We start from the raw sequence: 18,632 nt of genomic DNA on the forward strand, positions 1-18,632 counted from the left end.
GTCTTCAAGAAACCTGCCATATAGAAAAAAATCCTCCGTCTGTATAGGACGGAGGATTTCTGGCTTTAGGATTGGTTTTTTTCTGTTTTGTTAATAAGTGAAGTTCCGACAAGATCGCCGGTTACGTTTAGGGCTGTGGCCCCCATGCCGATCAGAACGTCTACGGATGCAAGAAGGGCGACAGCTTCCATAGGTAGTCCGACTTGAGAGAACACAGTCGCAATCATGATGATTCCGGCTCCTGGAACTCCAGCTGTCCCAACAGAAGCGAGTGTACCCACAATGACAATTTGAAGGATGGAGACAAAGCTTAATGGATCGCCGATAATGTTGGCGGCGAATACGGCAGATACAGCAATTCGAATAGCTGCTCCGTCCATATTAATCGTCGCTCCTAATGGGAGGCTGAATCCGTACAAGCTTTTATTCAATCCCAGATTCTTTGCAGCATTCAATGTGACCGGAAGCGTACCAGAACTGCTCTGTGTAACAAAGGCGGTCAACATAGGAGTGCGTGCTTCTTTGAAAAAAGCAGTGGGCTTTCGCTTGCTCATAAATAGGAAAAGAATATAAATGGCTAATTGTACAAGTAAACCTACGTAAAGGACGACAATGAAGTTTCCGAGCTCAAATAATGTGTCTGCCCCTTGTGTCCCAACGACTTCCGCGATAATCGCAAAAATCCCCACGGGGACATATTGAAGGATTCCCTTCATCACGATTAAAGTTGCCTCATTCAAAGCATTAATGACTTTGTAAAGGTGACCTCCAAGACTTTGATAAGCGTTTGTAGACCGCATGTAAGAGAGTGCCAAACCAAAGACGATCGCAGTAAAAATGATTCCAAGCAAGTTCATTTCGGTAAAGGCTGTAAGAATATTTTCAGGCACGATGTTCAATAGCACGCTTGTGACACCAGGGTTTTCGGGGACATCGACGGTTTCATCTCCAAGACTCATCCCTGTACCCGGATTAAACAAAGTGGCAACGGACACGCCCACCAGGATGGCAAGAGCAGAAGTACCGAGGTAATAAAGGAAGACTTTCCCTCCCATGCGTCCCAATGAATGAATGTTTGTCTGATTAATCCCTACAATAAGGGTGAACAGAATCAACGGCACAATGATAAATTTCAAGAGACGGAGCAATAGATCACCAAAAGGGGCTAGGACAGTAGCGTCTTCTCCAAACAGGAGACCAACGGATACACCTAGCACCAAGGCTACGGTGATTTTTTTAATCAATGATGTTTGTGTGTAGATTCTCCACAACTTACTCATGGTGAACCCCTCCTTTTTCTATTTTAATCAAAATAAAGCTGATTGGTTTACTGAGGTTTACTAGGGTAAGATAAGGCATGTGAACAAGGATGTCAACGGTATTGCTTACCATTTACACACTCTTAATCAAAGTCTTCCTCAATTTTCATGATATGTTTTCCGTATGAGTTTTCTATTTCAGGGCTATGTTTCGATGAGGTGTGTCAGTGCATCAGATTTTTTCAACGCCATAGAGTGGCACAAACTTCTCGAAGTAGACCTTTTACAATCCTGCCATATAGGTAAGCATTGCTCAAAGGATAGGTGTTACATATGCAGAGGCCGAGGGTACTAGGTTTAAAAAGCGTAAGGAAGTGATAGCTGTGGAAAATAAAACTGTCGTCGCTCTTGCAGGGGCAAGTGGGTATATAGGACAAAATTTAATGGAAAAACTGAAAGACCGCTCTGACATTATCGCTTTATCCCGAAACGGCGATGAAAAGGAAGACAGTGACCAAGTGACCTGGCGCTCGTGCGATTTATACTCGATGGCTGATGCAGAAGAAGGTCTGGATGGAGCGGATATTGCTGTATATCTTGTGCACTCGATGAAGCCTTCAGCTAAATTGACACAGGGGTCTTTCGAAGATATGGATGTCATCCTTGCTGATAATTTCGCTCAGGCCGCAAAAAAAGTAGGCGTGAAACAAATCGTTTATTTGAGCGGCATCATCCCTGAAGACGAACCAGGCCTTTCCCGTCATTTGAAGAGTCGTCTTGAAGTGGAAAAGATTCTGGGAGCATACGGAGTACCTGTGACAACGATCCGGGCAGGGCTTATCGTCGGCCCAAGAGGATCTTCGTTTCCGATATTGAAGAGGTTAGTGAAGCGCCTTCCTTTTATGATTCTCCCGCAATGGACGAAGACCAAGACGCAACCGATTGCCCTACCGGACGTGATCGGTTCCCTCGACCAAAGTATCGGCAAAGAGTACTTAAAGGGACGCTCGATAGACGTGGGCGGCCCGGATGTAATGACTTATGAAGAAATGATGGCAAAAGTGGCAGGCGTTATGGGCAGGAAACCACTTATGGTTCATGTACCATTTTTGACCATTGATTTATCTAAGCTTTGGGTAAGACTTGTCACAGGCGCCCCTAAAGAAATGGTGTACCCACTCATCGAAAGCCTTATTCATCCGATGGTCACCCAGCCAAAAAATACAGTGGATGGAATCAGTGAAGGGAAAATTCCTTTCGAGGAAGCGGCCGAGTGGGCTTTAAGAGAGGAAGAAAAGCAACCGCAAAGCAAATCGAAAAGCCCTGCTCTCCTTTCCATGCAGGATGATGTCCGCTCTGTCCAGCGAATTCCACTCCCTCAGGGCCATTCTGCAGACTGGATTGGGAAGTATTATGTGAAGTGGCTGGAAACAGTATTGAATCCATGGGTGAAAACGACCGTAGATGAAAGCCATTGTTGTCAAATTGGCGTGATTTTTAATAACATACCACTACTCGAATTCACATATTCAGCAGAGAGGAGCACGGCGGACCGTGCTTTGTATTATATATCCGGGGGCCGGTTGTCCAATAAAGAGAAAAACGTCAGGGGGAGACTGGAATTCAGGAAAATTCCGGAGGGAAATGAAGCCATTGTAGCTATTCATGACTATATGCCATCATTGCCATGGTTCTTATATAAGTACACACAGGCAAAGGCTCATTTGATTGTCATGGCCTTATTCCGAAGGCATTTGGAGAGATGGGGGACAAACAAACCTTCGTTTCAGGTGCATGAATAATTTCAGGATATCGAAACATAATAACCGTGTAAGACATTATGTTTTACACGAGGTGATTAGGATGGGCAACAAGGAAAAAAAGCCGGATCGCCAGTTCAAGGAAAGAAAGAGCCATGGCGAGCACCGGAATGGCCGAAAAGCTCAATTCAAAAACCACAGTACACATTTTGGAGAAGTTCCGAATGAGTACGTAGACCGTGAGCGTTTAGGATACAACGCTGACGCGTAACCTAATCCTCCATACGGCATCCTGCCGTATGGAGGATTTTCTTCTTCTTCAAAGGCCATGCACCTCAACTAAATGGGAGGATTGTGGAAGACCTGATTTCGAAACTTTTGTTGAGTGGATGGGAGCTGAGGGGAATAGCTCGCTTTCCGCGGGGCCCCACACGAGGTGGGGTCGTTCGATGTTGGCACAGGACGTGCCGAACTTAATCGAACTTCCTCTATTCTTTTGAGCCTCCTCAGGCTGACGCCTTGCGGGGGCTCACCTAGCACTCTTTTCCCTCTTCGATATCCGGTCCCGGCTCCTGGCGGCTAGTGAGACTTCCCTCGCTTCTGTACGATAAGTCAACATCGAATCACTCCGTTCTGAGTGTTTCCTTTATCTCCGCCAGCTCCGTCCAGTCCATACGCCGCTGATCAAGGCGCCTGCACACTTAAGTTAGGAGTCTCGCCATTCCCCTCCGCCCCTTTGCTATATCAGTGTCTCGAAACCACTTTCTGAATATTATCTATCCAGTTTGATGGGAGTTAAGGATAAAACCCCCATGCTTAGGTATTTGAAACCTGAAAGCTTGATGCACAGCGTTTTATGCTTTAAACAATCGGGGTGCCGGAAGACAATCCAACCTGGTAAAGGGGTTCGTTACTCACATACATCAAATGGGGTGGTTGGGAAGCTGCGAGACTCCCGTGGGAGAAAGGAGATAGGCGAGATCCCGCAGGGCATTTAGCCCGAGGAAGCTCGGCACTCCCCCACAGGAAAGCGAGTAGCTTCCCGGCCACCCCTGACGCTCAACCAGGGCAACGAAGCCCAAAACATCTCGAAACTGAGTCTTCTAGTATAGAGTAAGAGTTCGTTTGGGGAAGAAGTGGAACCTCTTACTTAACTGTTCGCTCGTTAAAGTCGATATTACTAGAAGAGAGAGTCAACTTAAGGGGGAAGAACATGGGTATATTCATGACGAAGAAGAAAGAGGAAGTTCGACCACTCGGTGAAGGATTTACAGGAGTCATTGACATACAAGAAGGATCTAATCTACATACACAGTTCGAAATGGTTCATCTTAGTGAACAGGATTTGGCGATTCTGCAATCCTTACAGCCGGTGATCAGCAATCACATCGACCGAATCGTGACCCAATTCTATAAAAACTTGGAAAATGAACCATCCTTAAAACGGATCATCAAGGACCATAGTTCTGTTGATCGATTAAAACAAACGTTGACCATTCATATTCAGGAAATGTTCAACGGTACAATTGATCACACATTTATTGAAAAAAGAAAAAGGATTGCGAGCGTACATTTGAAAATCGGACTGGAACCGAAATGGTACATGTGTGCTTTCCAGGACCTATTGTTATCGTTTATGGATATTTATGAACAGGATCTTCCACATGAGCATTATGGCCAGGCGACTCGTGCAACGACCAAAATATTAAATATTGAGCAGCAGCTCGTTTTGGAAATGTTTCAGGAAAAAGCTGAGGATCTCCGTCAGATTGAAGTGGAGAGAAGAGAAGAGGCTTACCGTCGTGTCGATCAAATGTCTGAAGAGGTGGCGGCTGTCTCCCAACAGGCGAGTGCTTCCACAGAGCAATTGACGGAACAGACAGATAAGATTGTCAGTGACTCTAAAAAAGGTTCCCGAGTCGCTCAACAAGTGGAGCAGCAGTCAATGGATGGGAAGCAGCGTTTGGAAATTCAGCAAAAACAAATGAACGAGATTCAAGAAAATATCAATGAAATATCGGGGGACATGGAAAAATTAAAACATGTCGCTGAAGAGATTAGTAAAATCGTAACCATCGTTTCTTCCATTGCTGAACAGACGAATTTACTTTCATTGAATGCATCAATCGAAGCTGCAAGAGCCGGTGAGCACGGGGCAGGTTTTACTGTGGTCGCAAATGAGGTGCGGAAGTTGTCTGAGCAGACGCAGAACTCAGTAGCAGAGGTTTCAGATTTAATTTCCACGACAAGTGGCCAGATTCATAATGTTTCAAGTAATGTCGGTAACATCAACACCATGATTTCTGAAGGTGCGGACAGCATGGGTCAAATCAATCAATTTTTCACAGAAATCGTATCCGCAATGGGTCAGAACAAATTGTATAATGCAGGGATCGAAGCAGAGCTTGAACAATTTGCACGGGTGATCGAGGAAATAAATGGCGCGGTCTATAAGGTGGCAGCCTCTTCTCAACAGTTGACGGAGCTTACAGAATAGATGTGAAGAACTGATTCGTATCAAAATGTAATATTCCAGGTGTTACACGATGAATGTGGAACCCCTCCTCCTTTTTTGTCATGGAAAAACAGGAAGCCCTGCACTTTTATGTGCAGGGCTTTTTCTTGCAGGATGGAATTAGCGTTGCGGATTGACCTCTACGACTTTTTCTTGAGGTACTTTAGCTTCTTCCTCAGCTGAATTTTCTTTAAGCTCGTCCTTCGCTTCTTGGGCTTTATCGCCTACTTCCTGCAAATCTTCTCCGGCCTCTTTAGCTGTGTTAATAATTTCTTCAGACTCTTCTTTTATATCTTTGGCTCTATCGGCAATTTCTTTTCCTTGGTTATTAAATACGTCTTGAACTGTTGCTGCTGCTTCACTTACGATGTTCACAACATTACGGACGCGTGTGACAAGGTCATCTTTTTTTGCAGATGGGTCTTCTTTTACCTCAGAAGCATAGTCAGAAACCGCGTCTTTCGTTGAACGAGTGCCTTCTTTCAGACGCTTTCTTTCTTTAGGGTCCTTAATAAGAATGAAAGCCCCGCCGATTATTGCCCCTGTTAAGATAGCAATCGGCAGTTTTTTGTTGCCTCTTTTTTTAGTTGTTTGAGCTTGTGGCTGCTGGTTAACATTTTGATTTACATTTTGGTTTTCCATTAGGAAGTTCCCCTTTCGGTAGTTATATTTTTTTGCGCTTCCATACGTATTTTTTCTTTTGTCGTTTGGATGTCTTCATATTGATTTCTACCTGCATTATAAAATTCCTCTTTTTTGCGGTCATACTTCATTTTTGAAACAGAAGGTTCCTTGAACCATATCCTTAAAGCTAATCCACTGATGAAACCGGCGACGATGCCGATGATCCACTCGAGAGCCTTCATGAGGATGTGGTCTCCAACTGAGCGGCTTTCATTGCTTTTCGTTTCTGTGAAAAGTAATACGTCAAAGCAAGAGCACCATAAACTCCGCGCCAACCTTCTTCGTTGATCTTTTGTTCGCCTTCATGTGTCGTCTGCTTGAGTGAATAGGTCATATCAACAAGAGAGGAAGTAAGTTTCCTGGAAGACTCACCGATATCCCCGACGATATAGAAAAGAGGACTAAGAGCCCGGATTTTCTCATTCACATCAGCTAATGTATCATTACTGTGATGCAGGACACCTGTCGTTTCTTTCATGACTGAATCCAGTTGTTCTGGCAGTTGATCGACGGTTTTTTTGACTCCGCCAAGGACACCGGCCAGGTTGTTCAAAGCTTTAATAAGGAAAATGGAGACAATCGCAAAGGCGATTCCAATAATTAAAACACCAATTCCTAAAAAGTCCATCCGAAAAACCTCTTTTCTTTATTATACTTTTTTTCTCTTCCATTTCAGATACAATTCAATCGCCGCATCTCCCCAGCGGAGTGCTTTCGTGACTTTTTCATCTCTTTCATGAGAAGCGTGCGCGACACTTTCAGAAACGCCCTGAATGGATTGGTTGACATGCCCGACTGTGGTACCGACATTGCTGAGGGCATCCATCAGACCGTCAAGCGTCTTCGTTTTGGTTTCAATATCTGAAGCAATGTGGTTCGTTTTCTTAAGTAAGCTTTCTGATTCTGTTGTGATGCCCTGCATCTGTCCTTCGACTTTTTCTAACGTCTGTGAAACACTTGTCATCGTACTGGATGCAGCTTTCAGTGTCTTCACAACGAAGATGGCAATGAATGCAAAGGCAAGCGCGATGATGAGTAAACTGATTCCCGCTAATGACATGACTCTTCACCTCTTTTATGTTTTAGGAATTCCTCTATCTGCTTTTTTGCAAAGAGAGAAAAAGCCACTGGAGCATCTGCCTCCAGCCGACCCTTTAATTCTTGTAAAGCTATACCACTAATCTTTTTCAATGAAACACTCTCCACGCTAGAAGTTTATATGAATCTAAAAGATCGTCCATTTTCCTCAAAATCCGCTTTTTTCATATTAATTAGTGTTATTGGGTGCAGGGAAGTCTCCTCGATGTAAGAGAATCTACATGGAGTCGGGAGTCGTCGATCTGCTCCTCATGATTCCTTGTCCTTTACCAGTCTATTTCATGCCCGTTAACCACTAAGAATTCACCCCCAAGAGGTTCATCGTTTTATTCTATTTTTAAGTGACGACCTTCCGCCTTTTATATCTTCCATCCCATATTTCATAGAGACAGAAAAAAGCAATTCTTCCAAACGATGAATATCTATGTATCAATTACTATAAAAGTCCTATATTTGGAATCTTTTGTATGAGTAAGGTTTTTCCATAAAAGGAAGAGGGAAGTACATACTTATGCAAGCGCTTACTTATCGGCGTTGTTATAAAAGTAAGCAAGAATAATGAGTATGTATAAGAATTCGTCAAGATTCGACAAAACTTTTCAGAAAATTTTTATTAATAGCAATTGTAAAAGAGGTTTTCTGATTTTATGATGAATATAGGCAAAAATAAAACACGTAAATTTTTTGCATGTTCATCAACAAAAACTAAAAATCTATTAGATTTAAGAGGAGTGATGGTGTGGTCCAAGATACAACTTTAGAGCATGATATTTATTTATTCCATGAAGGAAACCTCCGATACAGTCACAGGCTGCTCGGGGCGCATCCAGAGACGAGGAACGGAGAGAAGGGTGTCCGTTTTGCTGTCTGGGCTCCGAATGCGGTTCAGGTGAGCGTCGTCGGGATGTTTAACGATTGGGACGGTCGGGAGAATCCCATGGAAAAAATCAATGATAATGGAATTTGGATCGCCTTCATTCCAGGTCTCGATAAAGGCACCATGTACAAATATGAGATTTTAACCACTCACGGTCATCTTCAGCTGAAAGCGGATCCATATGCTATTTCCAGCGAACTTCGTCCAGATACAGCTTCTGTCGTCTATCCATTGGACAATTACTCCTGGGGTGATGATGAATGGATGAAGAAGAGAAGAGCGAAGAACCCCTATGAATCTCCGATGTCGATCTATGAGCTTCATCTTGGTTCATGGAAAAACATAGAACCTGAGGTTTTCTACAATTACCGGGACTACGCAGAGATGGTCATTCCTTACGTAAAGGACCTCGGATATACCCATATTGAACTCCTTCCATTGACAGAGCACCCTTTTGACCGTTCATGGGGATATCAAGCTACCGGGTACTTCTCTGTCACCTCCCGTTATGGGACCCCTGATGATTTCAAATATTTTGTCGACCAGTGTCATAAATATGGAATCGGTGTCATATTGGATTGGGTTCCGGGGCATTTTTGTAAGGATGCCCACGGTTTACGGCGGTTCGATGGAGAAGCTCTCTATGAATATGCTAATCCCAGTAAGGCTGAGAAAACGCAATGGGGTACGCTTACATTCGATTTTGCAAGAAACGAAGTTCAGAGTTTCCTGATTTCAAACGCAATTTACTGGCTGAAGGAATACCACCTCGATGGCTTGCGGGTGGATGCTGTTGCTAGCATGTTGTATTTGGATTTCGGCAAGGAAGATGGCGAGTGGGAACTGAATGAGTACGGCGGGCGTGAGAACTTGGAAGCCGTTTCGTTTATCAAAAAAATGAATGAAGCCATTTTTGAGGAAACACCAGATGTCTTAATGATGGCCGAAGAGTCCACCTCATGGCCGCTCGTCAGTTCGCCGACATATATCGGAGGTCTAGGCTTCAATTATAAATGGAACATGGGCTGGATGAACGACATGCTCAAGTATATGGAGATGGATCCGATTCACCGGAAGTACCACCATAACTTGATTACATTCTCTTTGTTCTATGCTTTTTCCGAGAATTTTGTATTACCGATTTCTCATGATGAGGTCGTTCATGGTAAGAAATCGTTACTAAATAAAATGCCGGGTGATTACTGGCAGAAGTTCGCGAACCTGCGAGCCTTTCTCGCCTATATGTATGCCCACCCAGGGAAAAAACTCATGTTCATGGGAGGTGAATTCGGACAGTTTGATGAGTGGAAAGATTTAGAGGATTTGGATTGGGAGCTATTGGACTATGATTCCCACGCCTCCATATTGGATTATACGAAACAGTTGCACCAAATGTATCAAGATATGCCAGCTTTATGGGAACTTGATCATAAGGAAGAAGGCTTCATGTGGATCGATGCCAACAACTATGAGCAGAGCATCATATCATTTGTCCGCAACAGTCGTACATCGAATGACCAACTGGTGGTTGTCTGCAATTTCACTCCAGAAGTCTACCACGATTACCGAGTAGGAGTACCGAAACATGGCTCATATAAAGAGATTTTCTCGAGCGACGCGGAACATTTCGGAGGTTCAGGGCAGACAAACGGTTTGCCTTTAGAAAGCGTACCTTCTCCATGGCAAGGACAGGATCAGCATATTACCATGACGATTCCCCCGCTCGGTGTGAGCTTCTTGAAAAGAACTTCAGTATCCAAGGAGGAAAATCATGAAAAATAAAGAATGTGTAGCAATGCTTCTGGCTGGCGGCCAAGGAACCAGGCTGAAGTCATTGACCAAACAAATCGCAAAGCCTGCCGTCTACTTTGGCGGAAAATATAGAATCATCGACTTTCCATTGAGCAATTGCACGAATTCAGGGATCGACACAGTTGGTGTCCTTACTCAATACGAACCGTTGATATTGAACGACTATATCGGAATTGGAGACACATGGGATCTTGACCGTAAATATGGCGGGGTTTCCGTTCTTCCTCCATTCATGCAGGCGGAAGGTGGCGGCTGGTACACAGGAACAGCCAACGCCATTTACCGGAACTTGAAATTTTTGAATCAATACGACCCTGAGCACGTACTTGTACTTTCTGGAGACCATATTTATAAAATGGATTACGGTGCGATGCTGGATTACCATATAGGATCTGGCGCTGATGCAACGATTTCTGTTATTGAAGTACCGTGGGATGACGCCAGCCGTTTTGGCATTATGAACACGGATGGAGATGGAAGAATTACCGAATTTGATGAGAAACCTGCAAATCCGAAGAGCAACCTGGCGTCTATGGGTGTGTATATTTTCCGTTGGGATGTATTGAAACAATACCTGATTGAAGATGCAGAGAAAGAAAATTCCTCCCATGATTTCGGAAAGGACATCATTCCAGCTCTTCTTTATGACTATAAAAAATTGATGGCTTACACGTTTGAAGGTTATTGGAAGGATGTTGGGACGATCGACAGCCTTTGGGAAGCGAATATGGACCTTCTGAAGAGAGAACCTGAGTTGGATTTGAACGATTCAAAATGGCGAATTTACTCGAAGAACCCGAACCAGCCGCCACAATATATCGCGCCGACCGCTCATGTGAGAAATGCCTTGATTAATGAGGGTTGTCGCATCAAGGGATCTGTAGATACATCGATCATTTTCTATGGTGTGCACGTGGATGAATCTTCGGTTGTCAAAGACAGTGTCATCATGCCTGATGTGAAAATCGGTAAAAATGTTAAGATTCACCGCGCCATCATTTCAAAAGGCAGCGTGATAGAAGATGGAGCGGTTATCGGCGACCCATCACCAGACAGTGAAATCACACTTGTGGCAGATGAGGGGAGTGTCCTTGCCACAAGTTATGCTACCAATAGTTAAAGGGAGGATTTTATGGATCGTATAGCAGGAATCATAAACTTAGATCACGAACAAGACATGTTGGATGAGTTGACCTATTTCCGTTGTGGCGCAGCCGTACCGTTTGCGGGGCGTTACCGGATGATCGACTTTGCCATTTCAAATATGACGAATTCCCGGATTGAATCAGTGGCGGTATTCGCTCGCAGAAAGTACCGCTCCCTGATGGACCATTTGGAGCAAGGGAAAGCATGGGACTTGGACCGCAAGCGCGGGGGACTGTTCATCCTTCCTCCCGACTGGAATGATCCAACGGACATCTCACGTGGAGACTTGCAGCATTTCCACAACAATATCGATTTCATCAATCGAACGTTAGCCAACTATATCGTCGTCTCGGGCTCTCAGCATATCTGCAACATCAATTATCAGGATGTCCTTCAAGAGCATAAGAGCTCTGGTGCGGATGTTACGGTTATCTACAAAAAAGTCGATGAACTTTACCCCGAGCATCAAAGAGCCCACAAGCTTGACATTAATCAAGACAACCGTGTGACAGCGATACACAATGATCATAGCAATAACAATGTGTACATGGATATGTACATCATTGAAAAAGATCTCTTATACACCTTAATCGAAAAATGTATCGCCCACGGCTGCTCCCACTTTTTCTTAGACGGGATTAAATCGAAATTGCCGGAAATTAATATACATGCTTATGAATACCATGGTGGTCATGCCTTGGTGAACTCTGTTGAAAGCTATTACCGCAACAGTGCGAAGCTTTTGAATCCAGAAGAACATGATGAGTTGTTCAAAGATGATGCTCCCGTATTCACTAAAGTTAAAAATGAGGCACCTTCCAACTATACCGCTACTTCCAACGTTTCCAATACGATGGTCGCAAATGGATGTGTCATTGAAGGTCATGTCGAAGACAGCATTCTCTTCCGTGGTGTGAAAGTCGCTGAAGGAGCCGTCATCAAAAACTCAATTATTATGCAACGCTGTGAAATTGATAGCAATGCCGTTTTAGAAAACGTCATTCTCGATAAAGATTGCAACATTTCAAACGGAAAGACATTAATCGGTGCTCCAGAGAAGCCGTATGTCGTAGCGAAAAGAAGAACAATGTAATACCCCCAATGGAAGGGACTGTCCGGATCTCATCACTCTGACAGTCCTTTTCATGTAATCAGCATATTCGTGATGTTTTGAACATGTTTCGAACTAATATTAAAGGAGTGGGTCAAGCGTGAATGTATTGATGATTGGTTCTGAGTGTACCCCTTTTATAAAAACGGGTGGTCTTGCCGATGTTTTGGGTTCTCTTCCTCATGCCTTGAAAAAGCAGGGCGCGGATGTCAGGGTCGTCCTGCCGAAATATGAAAACATGGATGATCACTGGAAAGAACAACTGGAGCATCTGGGTGAAATGAATGTACAGCTTGGCTGGCGCAGTCAATATGCAGGAATCGAATATATCAAGTATGAAGGCATTCCTGTTTATTTCATAGATAATGAGTATTATTTCAAGCGTTCTAATCTATACGGATACGATGATGAAGCGGAACGATTCGTATTCTTCAACCGTGCTGTGATGGATTGGGTCTGTGAAATGGACTGGACGCCTGATGTTTTGCATTGCCACGACTGGCAGACAGGGTTGATTCCGGTTTACTTACATACCCACTACAAAGAAGTTGAGAAACTTCAAGGTATGAAAACCGTATTTACCATCCATAATTTGAAGTATCAAGGGGTATTTGCTCAATCCGTACTTCATGATTTGATGGACTTTGATGAGAATATGATGACGGAAGATGCATTTGAATTTTTCGGAGACATCAATTTCATGAAAGGGGCATTGAATTACGCGGATTTCATTACGACAGTCAGTGAAACTTACGCAAAAGAGATTCAAACGCCTTATTATGGGGAAAACCTAGATGGAGTGTTACGAAAGCGTACTGATGAATTAATTGGAATCGTCAATGGCATCGACGATCAAAACTATAACCCTATGAAAGACGATGCCCTGGCGTTTCCTTATCGCAGTTCTTTGATCAAGAAAGCCCAAAACAAAATGTGGCTGCAGGCGGAACTTGGTTTGCCAGTCAGAAAAGATGTTCCAATGATTGGCATCGTTTCCAGGCTGGTGGAGCAAAAAGGATTCGATTTAATCGGGCGGGTCATCGATGAGTTATTACATGACGATGACGTCCAGATCGTCTTACTTGGTACAGGCGAATACCAATATGAACAGATGCTCCAGTGGGCCCAGCACCGACACCCAGAAAAAATGTCTACGAATATCCGATTTTCAGAACCTTTTTCCAGACAGATTTATGCGGCGAGCGATCTATTCCTCATGCCATCCCGTTTTGAACCATGCGGCATTGGCCAGTTGATCGCTTTGCGATATTTGGCTGCTCCGATTGTAAGAGAAACGGGAGGACTCGCGGACACCGTCCAGCCATATAATGAAGAGACGGAAGAAGGGAACGGATTTACGTTTACGAACTACAATGCGCATGACATGCTGTACACCATTCGCAGAGCGCTCGAATTCTATCAGGAACCTGCTGCTTGGCAGAATCTTGTGAAGAACATTTGCAAGAGTAAGTTCACATGGAAAAACTCTGCTGATCAATATATGGATCTTTATCAATCCATGTTTCGTTAGCAGAGGTGATAGGAGGAACCTTCATGGTGATGTTCAGTGACAAAGAAGAATTCAAGTCAGAGTTCAAAGCGCAGTTGGAAAGTAAGTTTGGTAAGACCATAGACACAGCATCCGAATTTGATACGTACCGGGCACTCGGTGCGCTGATCCGTGAGAAGATCAATAAAGATTGGTTGAAAACGAATCACGAGTACAAAACGAATAAGACAAAGCAGGTGTATTACTTCTCCATGGAATTTCTAATGGGACGTCTGCTTGGAAATAATTTATTGAATTTGGACGTACTTTCGCTCGTTGAAGAAGGGTTAGCGGATCTGGGGCTCTCTTTATCAGAACTTGAAAAGAAAGAAAGTGATGCTGGACTTGGTAATGGCGGCTTAGGACGATTAGCTGCTTGTTTTCTCGATTCCCTTGCTTCTTTAGAATTAGCTGGACATGGCTATGGTCTGCGGTACCGATATGGAATGTTCGATCAGCATATCATCGATGGAAAACAGGTGGAATTCCCGGATTATTGGCTTTCCAAAGAATTCATCTGGGAAGTGCGTCGTCCTGAAGATGCGATCGAAGTCCGCTTTGGCGGAAATGTATCATCGACAAGAGATAAAGATGGAAAACTCCACTTCAAATATGAAAACTATGAACCAATCCAGGCTGTCCCGTACGATGTACCTGTTGTCGGTTACCACAACGATACCGTGAACACATTGAGGCTCTGGTCCGCTGAACCGACGGTTGAGGATACGATGACAAAAGCGGAAAGAGAAGGGGTATTCGGTCACTTTTTAGATCATAAACGATCGCTCGAATCCATCTCGGATTTCCTTTACCCCGACGATTCTACAGAGGAAGGTAAAAGGCTTCGTTTGAAGCAGGAATACTTCTTAGTTTCCTCCGGAGTCCAATCGGTTGTTCGTTCTTTTGAAAGGTTGGGACTTCCCTGGTCCTCGTTCCCTGAAAAGGTAGCGCTTCATATAAACGATACACATCCGGCCCTTGTTATCCCTGAATTGATGAGAATTCTTATGGATGAAAAAGGGATCGGCTGGGAGGAAGCCTGGGAAATTACACAGTCCTCTGTTTCTTATACGAACCATACTACATTAAGCGAAGCTTTAGAATCGTGGCCAGTGGGGCTGGTACGTTCACTGCTTCCTAGGATTTTCATGATCATCGACGAAATCAATGAACGTTTTTGCCAGGGTCTGTGGAAAACCTATCCGGGTGAATTCGACCGAATTGCGGATTTAGCCATCGTGGCAGATGGACAGGTAAAAATGGCACACTTGAGTATTGTCGGCAGTCACAGTATTAATGGAGTGGCTAAGCTCCACACAGATATACTGAAGGAACGTGAAATGAAACGTTTTTATAATACATTTCCTGAGCGTTTCAATAATAAAACGAACGGCATTACCCATCGTCGCTGGCTGATGCACGCGAACAGTCCGTTGACCTCAGTCATTACCGAAGCCATTGGTGATGAGTGGATGAAAGAGCCGAAGCAACTGAACCGCTTGCTTGGTCATAAAGATGACCTGGCTTTTCTTGACCAGCTCCATGCAATCAAGCAGGAGAACAAAGTCGAGTTCGCTAAATGGGTTAAAAATACACAAGGGATTACGGTCGACCCGAATTCTATCTTTGATGTCCATATCAAGCGCCTGCACGGGTACAAACGCCAATTGCTTAATGCCCTTCATATTATGCATTTATATAATGAATTGAAGTCAGACCCGACGCTCGATATCGTTCCAAGGACTTTCTTCTTCGGAGCAAAAGCAGCGCCAAGCTATCACTTCGCAAAAAAAGTGATTCAACTCATCAACCGCATCGCATCTGTGATCAATAACGATCCTGATGTGAAGGATTATATAAAGGTGGTCTTCCTGCCGAATTACTCGGTATCCATCGCAGAGAAAATTATTCCGGCGAGCAATGTCAGTGAACAAATTTCAATGGCGACCAAAGAAGCCTCAGGAACAGGCAACATGAAGTTTATGATGAATGGCGCACTGACCCTAGGAACCATGGATGGAGCAAATGTTGAAATCCATGACCTTGTCGGAGATGATAATATTTACATTTTCGGTTTAACCTCTGATGAAGTGTGGGACTATTACCGAAACGGATCCTATTCTTCCCGATACGTTTATGAAAATGATGAGCGTGTCCGTCACATCATGGATGAACTCATTCATTACAGTCCGTTTTCTAAGGGAGAGACCGATTTTCAGGAGATTTATGATGCCCTTTTGACCTATAACGATGAATATTTTGTGCTTAAGGATTTCGCGAGCTATGTATTGGCTCAGAAAAAGGTGAGCCAGGATTACCAACGCAAACGTCAGTGGAACTTGAAGAGTCTTGTCAATATCTCTCAATCCGGAGTTTTCTCAAGCGACCGGACCATTCAGGAATATGCCCGCGATATATGGGACATTCAACGTGTGAAGACGTTGAAGTGAGGTACTATTTAGGGGGACGGATGTGTGAGACAAAAGGATATGTATCATAATAGTTTTGAAGAATCTTATCGAGAGCCTTTCGGCGCAGCGCCGAAGGGTTCTCCTGTTACGCTCAAAATTGATATCAGTGACCGGTACAGGGTTTCCCACGTCATTCTTCACTACATCTTAGACCGTACAGACGATGAAAAAACGAAGGAGATGGACCTCTGCAGTCAGGAACATCAGCAGGTGTCGTATGAAGCTACAATCCGGATGCCCGAAACGCCGCAGCTCATCTGGTACTTTTTCGAAATCACCCTGGAGGAACAGACCCTTTTTTACGGAAGGGAAAAAAGCTATGAAAGCGGGGAGGGGAAAGTGTATGACCACATCCCTCCTTCGTGGCAGATTACGGTGTACGACCCTTCTTATAAAACTCCGGATTGGTGGAAAAACGCAACGATGTATCAAATTTTCCCGGATCGTTTCTACACGGCAGGAGAACTCAAAAGGGAGAAAGCGCCTGAAACAAGTCTGATCCACGCCCATTGGGAAAATGAACCGGTGTATATTCGAAATGAACGGGGAGAGGTTATCCGTTGGGATTTCTTTGGAGGAAACCTGCAAGGAATTACGGAAAAACTCGATTATATTGAAGGTTTAGGGGTATCCGTTATTTATTTGAATCCGATTTTCGAAGCGGAAAGCAACCACCGCTATGATACAGGTGATTACCATAAAATCGATCCTCTCCTCGGTACCAAAGAGGACTTGGAAACATTGATCAAGGAAGCGGCTGAGAGAGAGATTGAAATCATGCTGGACGGAGTGTTCAGTCATACTGGAAGCAACAGTATCTATTTTAATCGGGAAGGGAAATATGATTCGCTCGGCGCGTATCAATCTAAAAACTCCCCGTACTACAGCTGGTACACCTTTCACCATTATCCAGACGAATACGATGCCTGGTGGGGCGTTGGAACTCTTCCTACATTGAATAAAGAAAATGAAGATTATCAAGACTTCCTCGTCCATGATGAAGAGAGTGTCATAAAAACTTGGCAGCAATCAGGGATGAAGAACTGGCGCCTGGACGTGGCAGATGAGCTGACGGATGACTTGATCAGTCAAATCTATCGGCAGTTGAAGAAGGAAGATGAGACGAGTGTCCTCCTCGGAGAGGTTTGGGAGGATGCTTCAAACAAAACGGCCTACGGAAAACGTCGGGACTACTTCCTGGGTGGTGTTTTGGATTCCGTGATGAACTACCCCATGCGCCGCTTGATGCTTGACTTCATGAAAGGGGAAATGGATGCTTATACTGTTCACCGCCGACTTATGACGTTAAGCGAACATTATCCGAAAGAGTATTTCTATGCCGTCATGAACATGCTTTCGAGTCACGATGTAGAGCGGATCCAAACGATGTTGGAAGACTACCTCCCTGATGATTTTAGTCAAGAGGAAGCACAGAAACTCATCATCAAGCAAATCAAATCTCTCAGTCTATGGCTTTATGCTTTCCCAGGCGTACCATCCTTGTACTATGGAGATGAAGCGGGAGTGACAGGCGGGGCTGATCCCGATAACCGCAAACCATACCCTTGGGGGCGGGAGAATGAAGAGTTGCTGGATTGGTATAAAAAAATCGGACAGTGGAGAAAAGAACATACCGCTCTCCGGACAGGTCACTGGAAGTCTTTCACCCTCGACAAAGATGTCATCGGTTTCGAGCGCTGGACAGAAAACGGTGTGGACCACTTCAATGAAGAAACAAGCGATGAACGAATGCTGTATTTATTCAACCGGAATGCAAGAAAGAAAATAGAGATCAACTTGCCGATTCAAAAAGGGAAGTGGCAGCACCTGGAAAACAAAAAACGGATTTTCAGCTCAAAAAACAATGTGTTAACGATTGAACTAGAACCTTGTGAAGCCATGTTATTACGCTTAATGAAATAGGAGGGATACCTATGGGGTTTTTAGATGGACTGATGGGCAATGCCAGTCAGGTGGATGTCGATAAGATTGAAAGAGAGCTTGAAGGTATTCTTATTGAAGGTGAAAACATTCAAAGCGGTTATAAAGTTCTCAGAGATTCTTTCATTTTCACAGACCGTCGCCTCCTGCTTATCGATAAGCAGGGCATGACAGGGAAGAAGGTCGAGTACCACTCCATTCCTTACAAAAGTATCACTCACTTTAGTGTTGAGACAGCAGGGAGCTTTGATCTCGATTCCGAATTGAAAATCTGGATCTCTGGAACGAATGAACCGATTGGGAAACTCTTCAAGAAAGACAGTCCGATTGAAGAAGTTCAACAAACCCTTTCCACTTATGTATTATAAATGTTTCACGTGAAACAATTCTGAAAATAAGCCTGGAAGTT

15 protein-coding genes are annotated in these 18,632 nt (G+C 44.1%); 10 read left to right on the top strand and 5 right to left on the bottom strand.

Annotated elements, in window-relative coordinates:
• Positions 1-65: 65 nt before the first annotated feature.
• Positions 66-1,280 (bottom strand): dicarboxylate/amino acid:cation symporter, encoded by a 1,215-nt coding sequence (locus tag ACQ4XT_RS06060; protein ID WP_446852877.1) that lies wholly within the window; start codon positions 1,278-1,280, stop codon positions 66-68.
• 362 nt (positions 1,281-1,642) lie between these two features.
• On the opposite strand from ACQ4XT_RS06060, the gene ACQ4XT_RS06065 reads away from it, so the two are divergent.
• From ACQ4XT_RS06065 to ACQ4XT_RS06075, 3 genes are all read left to right on the top strand, one after another.
• Entirely contained in the window at positions 1,643-3,061 is a 1,419-nt protein-coding gene (locus ACQ4XT_RS06065) for an NAD(P)H-binding protein (protein ID WP_446852878.1), read from the top strand.
• Positions 3,062-3,122: 61 nt separating this feature from the next.
• Entirely contained in the window at positions 3,123-3,290 is a 168-nt protein-coding gene (locus ACQ4XT_RS06070; protein WP_167449461.1) for a hypothetical protein, read from the top strand.
• A 942-nt stretch (positions 3,291-4,232) separates the two neighbouring features.
• Entirely contained in the window at positions 4,233-5,516 is a 1,284-nt protein-coding gene (locus ACQ4XT_RS06075) for a protoglobin domain-containing protein (RefSeq protein WP_446852879.1), read from the top strand.
• Between the two features lie 138 nt (positions 5,517-5,654).
• Here ACQ4XT_RS06075 and ACQ4XT_RS06080 read toward each other — a convergent pair whose 3' ends face one another.
• The 4 genes from ACQ4XT_RS06080 to ACQ4XT_RS06095 are packed head-to-tail and all read right to left on the bottom strand — an operon-like array spanning position 5,655 to position 7,278.
• Positions 5,655-6,176, bottom strand: a complete 522-nt coding sequence (locus ACQ4XT_RS06080; protein ID WP_446852880.1) for a hypothetical protein — start codon at positions 6,174-6,176, stop codon at positions 5,655-5,657.
• The gene (locus tag ACQ4XT_RS06085; RefSeq protein ID WP_446852881.1) at positions 6,176-6,400 is read right to left on the bottom strand and encodes a hypothetical protein; all 225 of its coding nucleotides are present in this window, start codon (positions 6,398-6,400) and stop codon (positions 6,176-6,178) included. The genes ACQ4XT_RS06080 and ACQ4XT_RS06085 overlap by 1 nt, the downstream gene beginning before the upstream one ends.
• Positions 6,397-6,846, bottom strand: a complete 450-nt coding sequence (locus ACQ4XT_RS06090) for a DUF948 domain-containing protein (RefSeq protein ID WP_446852882.1) — start codon at positions 6,844-6,846, stop codon at positions 6,397-6,399. Before ACQ4XT_RS06090 ends, ACQ4XT_RS06085 begins: the two co-directional genes overlap by 4 nt.
• A 21-nt stretch (positions 6,847-6,867) precedes the next feature.
• Positions 6,868-7,278 carry a DUF948 domain-containing protein gene (locus tag ACQ4XT_RS06095; RefSeq protein ID WP_446852883.1) on the bottom strand — a complete coding sequence of 137 codons (411 nt, stop codon included), beginning with the start codon at positions 7,276-7,278 and terminating at the stop codon, positions 6,868-6,870.
• Between the two features lie 777 nt (positions 7,279-8,055).
• Between ACQ4XT_RS06095 and glgB the strand changes: the two genes are divergently transcribed.
• The 7 genes from glgB to ACQ4XT_RS06130 all read left to right on the top strand — a co-directional run bounded on the left by glgB (position 8,056) and on the right by ACQ4XT_RS06130 (position 18,591).
• Positions 8,056-9,975 carry a 1,4-alpha-glucan branching protein GlgB gene (gene glgB / locus ACQ4XT_RS06100; RefSeq protein WP_446852884.1) on the top strand — a complete coding sequence of 640 codons (1,920 nt, stop codon included), beginning with the start codon at positions 8,056-8,058 and terminating at the stop codon, positions 9,973-9,975.
• The gene (locus tag ACQ4XT_RS06105; RefSeq protein ID WP_446852885.1) at positions 9,965-11,125 is read left to right on the top strand and encodes a glucose-1-phosphate adenylyltransferase; all 1,161 of its coding nucleotides are present in this window, start codon (positions 9,965-9,967) and stop codon (positions 11,123-11,125) included. The genes glgB and ACQ4XT_RS06105 overlap by 11 nt, the downstream gene beginning before the upstream one ends.
• Positions 11,126-11,137: 12 nt before the next feature.
• Positions 11,138-12,244 (top strand): glucose-1-phosphate adenylyltransferase subunit GlgD, encoded by a 1,107-nt coding sequence (gene glgD / locus ACQ4XT_RS06110; RefSeq protein ID WP_446852886.1) that lies wholly within the window; start codon positions 11,138-11,140, stop codon positions 12,242-12,244.
• Positions 12,245-12,362: 118 nt separating this feature from the next.
• Positions 12,363-13,793 carry a glycogen synthase GlgA gene (glgA, locus tag ACQ4XT_RS06115; RefSeq protein ID WP_446852887.1) on the top strand — a complete coding sequence of 477 codons (1,431 nt, stop codon included), beginning with the start codon at positions 12,363-12,365 and terminating at the stop codon, positions 13,791-13,793.
• A gap of 29 nt (positions 13,794-13,822) precedes the next feature.
• Positions 13,823-16,261, top strand: a complete 2,439-nt coding sequence (locus tag ACQ4XT_RS06120; protein WP_446855606.1) for a glycogen/starch/alpha-glucan phosphorylase — start codon at positions 13,823-13,825, stop codon at positions 16,259-16,261.
• A 24-nt stretch (positions 16,262-16,285) separates the two neighbouring features.
• Positions 16,286-18,205 (top strand): glycoside hydrolase family 13 protein, encoded by a 1,920-nt coding sequence (locus tag ACQ4XT_RS06125; RefSeq protein ID WP_446852888.1) that lies wholly within the window; start codon positions 16,286-16,288, stop codon positions 18,203-18,205.
• Between the two features lie 11 nt (positions 18,206-18,216).
• Positions 18,217-18,591, top strand: a complete 375-nt coding sequence (locus ACQ4XT_RS06130; RefSeq protein ID WP_446852889.1) for a PH domain-containing protein — start codon at positions 18,217-18,219, stop codon at positions 18,589-18,591.
• Positions 18,592-18,632 lie beyond the last annotated feature (41 nt).

The sequence above is a fragment of the Halobacillus sp. 12SKB genome (assembly GCF_052941655.1).